Below are 9,626 nucleotides of genomic sequence, written 5' to 3'. Positions count from 1 at the left end.
CGTAGGTCGAGATTTATCTCGACTTCTCACAGGACCCTAAAAACGGTTATTGGTTAGACACCGTAAGCAGTGTGGGTGATTACATCAAAAGTTAAAGAGAGTCGTAGGTCGAGATTTATCTCGACTTGACGGTTTCTAAAATTCTCTCGTTGCTCTATATGGTTGCTCAAAGCTTGAGCTTGTTTGTGAGAAAAGGATGATAAATTCTTGTTCGCAGCCTACTAAGCGATATGCCTAAACAATAATCGAAATAAAATTTCCGCTATAAACTTTGTTTAATATTTGTGCAAGTGGTTGAATTCTCGATTGCTTGCCGCCATATCCTCAAACTGTAATCGGTACGTCATGTTAACGCGTTAAATTAATTAAAAATTGAACTATCTTTGATGCGACATTGCTGATACAATTGCCCGCCCTTGAAAGACATAATCACAGTTTTTTGAGTGGAATTTAACCTAAATGCCTTGATTTTGAACGAAATCTAGGCGAGTTGTAACTACACCGGAGGTCATTAAGATGATCCAAATGCAAACTCAGCTGGACGTTGCTGATAACAGCGGCGCTCGCAAAGTGCAGTGTATAAAAGTCCTTGGTGGTTCGCACCGTCGCTACGCAGCGGTTGGCGACATCATTAAAGTTTCTGTTAAAGAAGCGATTCCTCGCGGCAAAGTGAAGAAAGGTGATGTTAAAAACGCAGTAGTAGTGCGTACTAAAAAAGGCGTACGTCGTCCAGACGGCTCTTTAATCCGTTTCGATAGCAATGCGGCTGTTATCTTAAATGATAACTTACAGCCTATTGGTACTCGTATCTTCGGCCCTGTGACTCGTGAACTTCGTACTGAAAAGTTCATGAAGATCGTTTCACTAGCACCAGAAGTACTATAAGGAGTCGATCATGGCAGCAAAAATCCGTCGTGATGACGAAGTAATCGTACTAGCCGGTAAAGACAAAGGTAAGCGCGGTAAAGTGCTTTCAGTTGTTACTGAAACTGGCCGAGTATTTGTTGAAGGCGTTAACATCATCAAGAAACACCAGAAGCCTGTACCACAACTACAGCAAGCTGGCGGTGTTGTTGAGAAAGAAGCGTCAGTCGACGTATCAAACGTAGCGATTTTCAATGCCGAAACTGGCAAAGCGGATCGTGTAGGTTTTAGATTTGAAGACGGTAAAAAAGTCCGTTTCTTCAAGTCTACCGGTAAAACTATTTAATAGTTGGAGTAGACGATGGCGAAACTGCATGAAGTGTACAAAGACAAAGTGGTAAAAGAGCTTCAAGAGAAGTTCGGTTACAGCTCTGTCATGCAAGTCCCTCAGATCGAAAAGATCACACTTAACATGGGTGTGGGCGAAGCCCTAGCTGACAAGAAAATTCTAGAAAACGCAGTAGCAGACCTAGAATCAATCTCTGGTCAGAAGCCTCTAGTGACTAAAGCACGCAAATCAGTTGCTGGCTTTAAGATCCGTGAAGGTTACCCAATTGGCTGTAAAGTAACCCTACGCGGCGAGCGTATGTGGGATTTCCTAGAGCGTTTAGTCTCTATCGCGATGCCACGTATTCGTGACTTCCGCGGTGTTAGCGCAAAGTCTTTTGACGGTCGCGGTAACTACTCTATGGGCGTACGTGAACAAATCATCTTCCCAGAAATCGATTATGATAAAGTAGACCGCGTTCGCGGTATGGATATCACAATCACTACTTCTGCGAAAACAGATGACGAAGGCCGTGCGTTGTTAGAAGCGTTCAACTTCCCATTCAAAAAGTAAGGGTAGGGTTATGGCAAAGAATTCAATGAAAGCACGTGACGTAAAACGTGCTAAATTAGTTACTCAGTATGCTGAAAAGCGTGCTGCGTTAAAAGCTATCATCAGCGATGTTAATGCATCTGATGATGAGCGTTGGGATGCAGTGTTAAAGCTACAGTCTTTACCACGCGATTCTAGCCCTTCACGTCAACGTAATCGTTGTAACATCACGGGCCGCCCTCATGGTTACCTTCGCAAGTTCGGCTTAAGCCGTATTAAAGTTCGCGAAGCAGCGATGCGCGGTGAAATTCCTGGCCTTAAAAAGGCTAGTTGGTAATAGAATCACGGGAGTAAGACATGAGCTTGCAAGATCCAATTGCGGATTTGTTCACACGTATCCGTAACGGTCAGTCTGCGAAGAAGGTATCTGTTTCAATGCCAACTTCAAAGCTGAAAGTAGCTGTAGCTAAGGTACTTAAAGACGAAGGTTATATCACTGACTTCGCAGTATCTGGTGACGTAAAAGCAGAATTGACTATCGAACTTAAGTACTTCGAAGGCAAAGCTGTAATCGAAAACATCCAGCGTGTTAGCCGCCCTGGTCTACGTATCTATAAGAGACGTGACGAATTACCTAAGGTAATGGGTGGTCTAGGTATCGCTATCGTATCAACTTCTAAAGGCCTGATGACAGACCGCGCTGCGCGTACCGCTGGCGTTGGTGGTGAAATCATTGGCTTTGTAGCTTAATCGGAGGGGAACTATGTCTCGTATAGCGAAGGCTCCAATCAATGTTCCTGCCGGTGTTGAAGTTACAATTAACGGCCAGGACATCAAAGTTAAAGGCAAGAACGGTGAATTAACTCGCACAATCAACGATGCGGTTGAAGTTTCACTAAACGACAACGTTATCACTACAGCTCCTCGTGAAGTTGCTAATGCTTGGGCTCAAGCTGGTACTGCACGTGCGCTAATCAACAACATGATTGTTGGTGTTAACGATGGTTATGAGAAGAAACTACAGCTAGTAGGTGTTGGTTACCGTGCGGCAGTTAAGGGTAATTCATTAGATTTAACCCTTGGCTTTTCTCACCCAGTGAACTTCGAGATCCCAACAGGTATCACTATCGAAGCTCCAAGCCAGACTGAAATTGTTGTTAAAGGCGCAGACAAGCAGTTAGTTGGTCAAACAGCTGCTAACATCCGCTCATACCGTGAACCAGAGCCTTATAAAGGTAAAGGTGTACGTTACGCTGATGAGCACGTGCGTCGTAAAGAGGCTAAGAAGAAGTAAGGTAAGACGATGGATAAGAAAACAGCTCGTCTACGTCGTGCTAAGCGCACTCGTAGAAATATTATCGAACAAGGCACAACACGTCTTGTTATCCACCGCACGCCACGTCACATTTACGCTCAAGTAATTAATGCTGAGGGTAATGTACTGGCTGCTGCTTCTACTGTTGAAAAAGCAATTGTTGAAACAGTTAAAGGCACAGGCAACATCGAAGCGGCTCAAGCAGTTGGTAAAGCAATCGCTGAGCGCGTAGCTGACAAAGGCGTTGAAAAAATCGCTTTTGATCGCAGTGGCTTTAAATATCACGGCCGTGTGAAGGCGCTAGCTGATGCTGCGCGCGAAGCCGGTCTGCAATTCTAGGAGTAGACAATGGCTAACGTAGAAGCAAAAGCACAACAGCCTGAATTGGCTGAAAAGCTAATCGCGGTAAACCGTGTGTCTAAAGTGGTTAAAGGTGGTCGTATCTTTAGCTTCACTGCACTAACAGTAGTTGGTGATGGCGCTGGTAAAGTAGGTTTTGGTTATGGTAAAGCACGTGAAGTTCCTGCTGCTATTCAAAAAGCAATGGAAAAAGCACGTCGTAACATGATCACTGTTGAACTTAAAGGTAACACGCTACAGCACCCAATCAAGGGTCGCCACGCGGGTTCTAAAGTTTACATGCAGCCTGCATCTGAAGGTACAGGTATCATTGCAGGTGGTGCGATGCGTGCAGTACTAGAAGTAACTGGCGTACAGAACGTACTATCTAAAGCATACGGTTCAACTAACCCGATCAACATCGTTCGCGCAACTATCGCAGCGCTAGAGAATATGAATTCTCCAGAAGGTATTGCTGCGAAGCGTGGTCTTAGCGTTGACGAAATCTTGGGGTAAGACACCATGGCAAACACAGTAAAAGTAACTCAAGTACGTAGCTCAATCGGTCGTTTACCGAAGCATAAAGCTACATTACGTGGCCTTGGTTTACGTCGTATCAACCACACTGTTGAGCTAGAAGATACGCCAGCAGTTCGCGGTATGATCAACCAAGTTTCTTACATGGTTAAGGTTGAGGGGTAATTCGATGAACTTGAATACACTTTCACCTGCTGCAGGTTCAAAAACAGCTGGTAAGCGTCTTGGCCGTGGTATCGGTTCTGGTCTTGGTAAGACTGGTGGCCGTGGTCACAAAGGTCAAAAGTCACGCTCTGGCGGTAAAGTACGCGTTGGTTTCGAAGGCGGTCAAATGCCTATGCAACGTCGTCTACCTAAGTTTGGTTTCACTTCACGCAAGTCTCTTGTGTCTAAAGAAGTGAATCTATTCGAAATCGCTAAAGTTGAAGGCGATGTGGTAGATCTAAACGCGTTACAGGCAGCTGGTATCGTTAAAAAGAACATCCAGTTCGTAAAAGTTGTAAAATCTGGCGAAGTTTCACGCGCTGTTACTGTTAAAGGCATGAAAGTGTCTAAAGGTGCACGCGAAGCTATCGAAGCTGCCGGAGGCAAGGTAGAAGACTAAGGAAGTACGCTATGGCTAAACCAGGTCAAGATATGCAAAGTGCACAAAGTGGGCTTGCGGAACTGAAGCGCCGATTACTATTCGTATTGGGTGCTATCATTATTTACCGTCTGGGCTCTTTTGTGCCAATCCCTGGGATTGACGCCGCTGTACTTGCCGAATTCTTCGAGCAACAAAAGGGCACCATTGTTGAGATGTTCAACATGTTCAGCGGTGGTGCGCTTGAGCGTGCATCGGTATTGGCGCTAGGTATTATGCCGTACATCTCGGCTTCGATTATTATGCAGCTATTAACGCACATACATCCTGCGATGATAGAGCTTAAGAAAGAAGGTGAGCAAGGGCGTAAGAAAATCAGCCAGTATACGCGTTATGGCACGCTTGTGCTTGCTACATTCCAATCGATAGGTATCGCTACTGGTCTACCTAACATGATGGAAGGCCTAGTTGTGAATCCAGGCTTCGGCTTTTATTTCACAGCTGTAGTGAGCTTAGTCACAGGAACTATGTTCCTTATGTGGTTGGGCGAACAAATCACTGAGCGTGGTATCGGTAACGGTATCTCAGTTCTAATATTTGTTGGTATTGTAGCTAACCTGCCGTCTGCAATTGGTTCGACAGCAGAAATGGCGCGCCAAGGTGATCTGCATATTTTAGCATTGTTATTGATTGCGGTAATCGTATTCGCTGTAACTTACCTAGTTGTGTTCTTCGAGCGTGGTCAACGTCGTATCGTTGTAAACTATGCGAAGCGTCAACAAGGTCGTCAGGTATTTGCTGCTCAAAGCACGCACTTACCACTAAAAGTTAACATGGCGGGTGTTATTCCACCAATCTTTGCTAGCAGTATCATTTTGTTCCCTGGTACAATAGCAAGCTGGTTTGGCCAAGGTGAAGGTCCGGTCGCTGATGTGCTACAAGCTATCTCAGCAGTATTGACTCCAGGTCAACCACTGTATGCGATGGTATTAGCTGCGGCTATTATCTTCTTCTGCTTCTTCTACACTGCGTTGGTGTTTAACCCGCGTGAGACAGCAGATAACCTGAAAAAATCTGGCGCTTTTATTCCAGGCATTCGTCCAGGTGAGCAGACATCTAAATACATTGATAAAGTGATGACACGCCTGACATTGGCAGGTGCTTTGTATATAACCTTTATCTGTCTGGTGCCCGAGTTTATGACTATGGCATGGCAAACGCCATTCTACTTCGGCGGTACATCGATTCTGATTATCGTTGTTGTCATCATGGACTTTATGGCACAAGTACAGACTCATATGATGTCACATCAATATGATTCTGTGCTGAAAAAAGCGAACCTTAAAGGCTACGGCCGTTAAGGTCAGTTTACGGAGTTGAGTAATGAAAGTACGTGCTTCCGTTAAGAAAATTTGCCGTAACTGCAAAGTAATCAAGCGTGCAGGTGTTGTACGTGTGATCTGCAGTGAGCCAAAGCACAAGCAAAGGCAAGGCTAAGCAAATTAAGTCGTGCAGGCTGAGTAACTTTACTTAGCCTGTTTCTTTGGTAAAACTTGAATGTCGGTTGGGTATCCTATACGGGCTTTCCAGCAAGATGATAATCAAGTTTATTTATAGGAGATATGTTAGTGGCCCGTATCGCAGGCATTAACGTTCCTGATCATAAGCATGCTGTTATCGGTTTAACAAGCATCTATGGTGTAGGTAAAACTCGCGCTAAGGCGATCTTAGCTGCGACAGGTATCGCTGAAACTACTAAAATCGGCGAGTTAAATGACGAAACACTTGACATCCTTCGTGAAGAAGTTGGCAAGTACACTGTTGAAGGTGATCTTCGTCGTGAAGTTACACTAAACATCAAGCGTCTTATGGACCTTGGTTGTTTCCGTGGCTTACGTCACCGTCGTTCGCTACCACTACGTGGTCAGCGTACTAAGACTAACGCGCGTACTCGTAAGGGTCCTCGCAAGCCTATCAAGAAATAAGGTGGGGTAAGTTATGGCAAAAGCACCAATTCGTCGTAAAAAGGTCAAAAAGCAGGTTGTTGACGGCATGGCTCACGTTCATGCATCTTTCAACAACACGATTGTGACCATCACTGACCGTCAAGGTAATGCTCTTTCTTGGGCGACTGCGGGTGGTTCAGGTTTCCGTGGTTCTCGTAAGTCTACTCCATTCGCTGCACAGGTTGCTGCGGAGCGTGCAGGTGTTGCTGCACAAGAGTACGGTCTTAAGAACCTAGAAGTATTCATCAAAGGTCCAGGTCCAGGCCGTGAGTCTGCTGTTCGTGCATTGAATGCTGCTGGTTACCGTATCACTAACATCACTGACGTGACGCCAATTCCACACAATGGTTGTCGTCCACCGAAGAAACGTCGCGTATAACAATAGGTTAGGAGAAAGAACATGGCAAGATATTTGGGCCCTAAGCTCAAGCTGAGTCGTCGTGAAGGTACTGACCTGTTCCTTAAAAGCGGCGTAAGAGCAATTGACTCTAAGTGTAAACTAGAAACAGCACCTGGTCAGCACGGCGCACGTAAAGGTCGTCTATCTGATTACGGTTTACAGCTACGTGAAAAGCAAAAAGTTCGTCGTATCTACGGTGTACTAGAAAAGCAATTCCGTAACTACTACAAAGAAGCTGCTCGCCTTAAAGGTAACACAGGTGAAAACTTGTTACAGCTTCTAGAGCAACGTCTAGACAATGTTGTATATCGCATGGGTTTTGCAAGCACACGTGCTGAAGCGCGTCAGCTAGTAAGCCACAAAGCGGTTATGGTTAATGGTCGTGTTGTTAATATCCCTTCTTTCGTAGTTACTCCTGAAGATGTAGTAGTAATTCGCGAGAAGTCTAAAAAGCAAGCGCGTATCATCGCTGCTCTAGAGTTGGCTGAGCAACGTGAAAAGCCAACTTGGATTGAAGTTGACGGTAAGAAAATGGAAGGCACTTTCAAGCGTCTACCAGAGCGTTCTGATCTGTCTGCGGACATTAACGAACAACTAATCGTCGAACTTTACTCGAAGTAAAGTTAAGAGTTAAGAGAGGATAAAATGCAGGGTTCTGTAACCGAATTCCTAAAACCAAGATTAGTCGATATCGACGCTGTAAGCTCAACGCGTTCTAAAGTAGTTTTAGAGCCTCTAGAGCGTGGTTTTGGCCACACACTAGGTAATGCTCTACGTCGTATACTTCTTTCATCTATGCCTGGTTGTGCTGTGACAGAAGTTGAAATTGACGGCGTATTGCACGAGTACAGCGCGAAAGAAGGCGTACAAGAAGACATCATTGAAATTCTGTTAAACCTTAAAGGTCTAGCGGTATCTCTAGAAGGTAAAGATGAAGTTTTCCTTACCCTGACTAAGTCTGGTGTAGGCCCTGTGACTGCGGCTGATATCCAGCACGACGGAGATGTGACTATCGCCAACCCTGAGCATGTCATTTGTCACTTAACTGCTGACAATAGCGAAATCAGCATGCGCATTCGTGTTGAGCGTGGTCGCGGTTATGTACCGGCGTCTAGTCGTTTATCCTCTGATGACGATGAGCGCCCAATCGGCCGTTTGTTGCTAGATGCATCATTCAGCCCGGTTGAGCGTATTGCGTACTCGGTTGAGTCAGCTCGTGTTGAGCAGCGTACAGACTTAGATAAACTAATCATCGATATGGAAACGAACGGCACTTTAGATCCTGAAGAAGCGATCCGCCGTGCGTCAACTATCCTTGCTGAGCAATTAGATGCATTCGTAGACCTACGTGATGTTTCTGAGCCAGAAGAGAAAGAAGAGAAGCCGGAGTTCGATCCGATTCTACTTCGTCCAGTTGATGACTTAGAACTAACTGTACGTTCTGCAAACTGTCTGAAAGCCGAGCAAATTCAATATATCGGTGACTTAGTACAGCGTACTGAAGTTGAGCTTCTGAAAACACCAAACCTTGGTAAGAAGTCTCTAACTGAAATTAAAGACGTGCTAGCTTCACGTGGTCTATCTCTAGGTATGCGCCTAGAAAATTGGCCACCTGCAAGTCTAGCTGAGTAATCTAAGTTACTATATTAGTTTAGTTAGAAGGATAGGGTCATGCGCCATCGTAAGAGTGGTCGTCAATTAAACCGTAACAGCAGCCATCGCAAAGCGATGTTTAGCAACATGGCTGGTTCTTTGGTGAAGCACGAAATCATCAAAACTACTTTGCCTAAAGCAAAAGAGCTGCGCCGTGTAATTGAACCTTTAATCACACTGGCTAAGACTGACAGCGTAGCAAACCGTCGTTTAGCGTTTGCTCGCACGCGTGATAAAGAAGTAGTTGGTAAATTGTTCACTGAGATCGGTCCTCGTTTCGCGGATCGTCCAGGTGGTTACACTCGTATTCTTAAGTGTGGCTTCCGTACAGGTGACAACGCGCCAATGGCTTACATTGAACTACTAGATCGCCCAGCGACTGAAGAAGTTCAAGAAGACGCGCAGTCTGCAGAGTAATTAGTCTTATTAAAGACACAAAAAAAGCCGAGCATAGCTCGGCTTTTTCTTTTTCATAACCCGCTAAGTACAATCTCTAGTCTTAGATTTAAACCACAGCTTATTTTCGTAAAGATTCAGATGAACATAAGCAAATAGACCCACACCATAATACTCAGACTCTACAAAATTAACCTCCCATCAAGAACTATCTAAGTTCAAGCTTTTGATTAGGTATATTTAAATGTGCAGATTAACTAAAACTTGGTGAATAAACTCCTCTGGTTACAAGGTCGCTTAGTTAACGATGATGGTGAGTGTAGATGAGCCAATCACGTAAACATCTAAGGAGAAACGGGGCTACGATATGGTAACTATATAGAGGTGTTAGCGTCAGATAATGGGTTAACTGTATAAAGCAGCCATAAAATGACATGATGAAGGTCCATTTTATCATCATTTAGTACGGTTTATGGACGTTTCGCTTTATTTTTGCTCGAACAAACGTTTTTTCGCAATTTTCTTTAAAAAAGGGTTGCACTAAAATCGGATCGCCCTATAATGCGACCCCACTGACACGGGGCGCTACGCTGAAAAGCAAAGCAGCAACGAGTTAGCGTCAAGTAAAACTTAAGTTCGAAACTTCTTCTCAA

At 44.7% G+C, this 9,626-nt stretch carries 17 protein-coding genes; all 17 read left to right on the top strand.

Annotation, left to right across the window (positions count from 1 at the left end):
• Positions 1 to 516 precede the first annotated feature (516 nt).
• The 17 genes from rplN (at position 517) to rplQ (ending at position 8,994) form a co-directional block, all read left to right on the top strand.
• Entirely contained in the window at positions 517 to 885 is a 369-nt protein-coding gene (rplN, locus tag MHN30_RS23595; RefSeq protein ID WP_010378257.1) for a 50S ribosomal protein L14, read from the top strand.
• Positions 886 to 895: 10 nt separating this feature from the next.
• The gene (gene rplX, locus MHN30_RS23590; protein ID WP_010378260.1) at positions 896 to 1,210 is read left to right on the top strand and encodes a 50S ribosomal protein L24; all 315 of its coding nucleotides are present in this window, start codon (positions 896 to 898) and stop codon (positions 1,208 to 1,210) included.
• 15 nt (positions 1,211 to 1,225) lie between these two features.
• Positions 1,226 to 1,765 (top strand): 50S ribosomal protein L5, encoded by a 540-nt coding sequence (gene rplE, locus MHN30_RS23585; protein WP_010378262.1) that lies wholly within the window; start codon positions 1,226 to 1,228, stop codon positions 1,763 to 1,765.
• A 10-nt stretch (positions 1,766 to 1,775) separates the two neighbouring features.
• Positions 1,776 to 2,081: a 30S ribosomal protein S14 gene (gene rpsN, locus MHN30_RS23580; RefSeq protein WP_010378264.1), complete on the top strand. Its 306-nt coding sequence runs from the start codon at positions 1,776 to 1,778 to the stop codon at positions 2,079 to 2,081.
• Between the two features lie 20 nt (positions 2,082 to 2,101).
• A complete protein-coding gene (gene rpsH, locus MHN30_RS23575; RefSeq protein ID WP_010378266.1) occupies positions 2,102 to 2,494 on the top strand; it encodes a 30S ribosomal protein S8 in 393 nt (130 codons plus the stop codon).
• A gap of 13 nt (positions 2,495 to 2,507) precedes the next feature.
• Positions 2,508 to 3,038: a 50S ribosomal protein L6 gene (gene rplF / locus MHN30_RS23570; protein ID WP_010378268.1), complete on the top strand. Its 531-nt coding sequence runs from the start codon at positions 2,508 to 2,510 to the stop codon at positions 3,036 to 3,038.
• Positions 3,039 to 3,047: 9 nt separating this feature from the next.
• Positions 3,048 to 3,398 (top strand): 50S ribosomal protein L18, encoded by a 351-nt coding sequence (rplR, locus tag MHN30_RS23565; RefSeq protein ID WP_010378271.1) that lies wholly within the window; start codon positions 3,048 to 3,050, stop codon positions 3,396 to 3,398.
• Positions 3,399 to 3,407: 9 nt separating this feature from the next.
• Complete coding sequence (gene rpsE, locus MHN30_RS23560) at positions 3,408 to 3,914, top strand: 30S ribosomal protein S5 (protein WP_010606806.1); 507 nt, start codon at positions 3,408 to 3,410, stop codon at positions 3,912 to 3,914.
• A gap of 6 nt (positions 3,915 to 3,920) precedes the next feature.
• The gene (rpmD, locus tag MHN30_RS23555; RefSeq protein ID WP_010378276.1) at positions 3,921 to 4,100 is read left to right on the top strand and encodes a 50S ribosomal protein L30; all 180 of its coding nucleotides are present in this window, start codon (positions 3,921 to 3,923) and stop codon (positions 4,098 to 4,100) included.
• A 4-nt stretch (positions 4,101 to 4,104) separates the two neighbouring features.
• Positions 4,105 to 4,539 carry a 50S ribosomal protein L15 gene (rplO, locus tag MHN30_RS23550; protein ID WP_010378278.1) on the top strand — a complete coding sequence of 145 codons (435 nt, stop codon included), beginning with the start codon at positions 4,105 to 4,107 and terminating at the stop codon, positions 4,537 to 4,539.
• 11 nt (positions 4,540 to 4,550) lie between these two features.
• Positions 4,551 to 5,879, top strand: a complete 1,329-nt coding sequence (secY, locus tag MHN30_RS23545) for a preprotein translocase subunit SecY (RefSeq protein ID WP_010606805.1) — start codon at positions 4,551 to 4,553, stop codon at positions 5,877 to 5,879.
• Positions 5,880 to 5,901: 22 nt separating this feature from the next.
• On the top strand, positions 5,902 to 6,015 hold the full coding sequence (rpmJ, locus tag MHN30_RS23540) for a 50S ribosomal protein L36 (protein WP_002959476.1): 114 nt from the start codon (positions 5,902 to 5,904) through the stop codon (positions 6,013 to 6,015).
• Between the two features lie 131 nt (positions 6,016 to 6,146).
• Positions 6,147 to 6,503: a 30S ribosomal protein S13 gene (rpsM, locus tag MHN30_RS23535; RefSeq protein WP_010378282.1), complete on the top strand. Its 357-nt coding sequence runs from the start codon at positions 6,147 to 6,149 to the stop codon at positions 6,501 to 6,503.
• Positions 6,504 to 6,516: 13 nt separating this feature from the next.
• A complete protein-coding gene (rpsK, locus tag MHN30_RS23530) occupies positions 6,517 to 6,903 on the top strand; it encodes a 30S ribosomal protein S11 (protein WP_010378285.1) in 387 nt (128 codons plus the stop codon).
• A 21-nt stretch (positions 6,904 to 6,924) separates the two neighbouring features.
• On the top strand, positions 6,925 to 7,545 hold the full coding sequence (rpsD, locus tag MHN30_RS23525; RefSeq protein ID WP_010378286.1) for a 30S ribosomal protein S4: 621 nt from the start codon (positions 6,925 to 6,927) through the stop codon (positions 7,543 to 7,545).
• A gap of 24 nt (positions 7,546 to 7,569) precedes the next feature.
• Positions 7,570 to 8,556, top strand: a complete 987-nt coding sequence (gene rpoA / locus MHN30_RS23520; protein WP_010378288.1) for a DNA-directed RNA polymerase subunit alpha — start codon at positions 7,570 to 7,572, stop codon at positions 8,554 to 8,556.
• Positions 8,557 to 8,595: 39 nt separating this feature from the next.
• The gene (rplQ, locus tag MHN30_RS23515; protein ID WP_039493510.1) at positions 8,596 to 8,994 is read left to right on the top strand and encodes a 50S ribosomal protein L17; all 399 of its coding nucleotides are present in this window, start codon (positions 8,596 to 8,598) and stop codon (positions 8,992 to 8,994) included.
• Positions 8,995 to 9,626: the final 632 nt, after the last annotated feature.

The organism is Pseudoalteromonas sp. OF7H-1, from assembly GCF_022347825.1.
In the GTDB taxonomy this organism is placed as follows: Bacteria; Pseudomonadota; Gammaproteobacteria; order Enterobacterales; family Alteromonadaceae; genus Pseudoalteromonas; species Pseudoalteromonas maricaloris.
The sequence above is the reverse complement of the archived record's forward strand: the minus strand, read 5'-3'. Positions and strand labels throughout refer to the sequence as shown.

Coding starts and splice junctions, on each gene's coding strand:
- rplN (WP_010378257.1), top strand. CDS start 517: ATGATCCAAATGCAAACTCAGCTGGACGTTGCTGATAACAGCGGCGCT.
- rplX (WP_010378260.1), top strand. CDS start 896: ATGGCAGCAAAAATCCGTCGTGATGACGAAGTAATCGTACTAGCCGGT.
- rplE (WP_010378262.1), top strand. CDS start 1,226: ATGGCGAAACTGCATGAAGTGTACAAAGACAAAGTGGTAAAAGAGCTT.
- rpsN (WP_010378264.1), top strand. CDS start 1,776: ATGGCAAAGAATTCAATGAAAGCACGTGACGTAAAACGTGCTAAATTA.
- rpsH (WP_010378266.1), top strand. CDS start 2,102: ATGAGCTTGCAAGATCCAATTGCGGATTTGTTCACACGTATCCGTAAC.
- rplF (WP_010378268.1), top strand. CDS start 2,508: ATGTCTCGTATAGCGAAGGCTCCAATCAATGTTCCTGCCGGTGTTGAA.
- rplR (WP_010378271.1), top strand. CDS start 3,048: ATGGATAAGAAAACAGCTCGTCTACGTCGTGCTAAGCGCACTCGTAGA.
- rpsE (WP_010606806.1), top strand. CDS start 3,408: ATGGCTAACGTAGAAGCAAAAGCACAACAGCCTGAATTGGCTGAAAAG.
- rpmD (WP_010378276.1), top strand. CDS start 3,921: ATGGCAAACACAGTAAAAGTAACTCAAGTACGTAGCTCAATCGGTCGT.
- rplO (WP_010378278.1), top strand. CDS start 4,105: ATGAACTTGAATACACTTTCACCTGCTGCAGGTTCAAAAACAGCTGGT.
- secY (WP_010606805.1), top strand. CDS start 4,551: ATGGCTAAACCAGGTCAAGATATGCAAAGTGCACAAAGTGGGCTTGCG.
- rpmJ (WP_002959476.1), top strand. CDS start 5,902: ATGAAAGTACGTGCTTCCGTTAAGAAAATTTGCCGTAACTGCAAAGTA.
- rpsK (WP_010378285.1), top strand. CDS start 6,517: ATGGCAAAAGCACCAATTCGTCGTAAAAAGGTCAAAAAGCAGGTTGTT.
- rpsD (WP_010378286.1), top strand. CDS start 6,925: ATGGCAAGATATTTGGGCCCTAAGCTCAAGCTGAGTCGTCGTGAAGGT.
- rpoA (WP_010378288.1), top strand. CDS start 7,570: ATGCAGGGTTCTGTAACCGAATTCCTAAAACCAAGATTAGTCGATATC.
- rplQ (WP_039493510.1), top strand. CDS start 8,596: ATGCGCCATCGTAAGAGTGGTCGTCAATTAAACCGTAACAGCAGCCAT.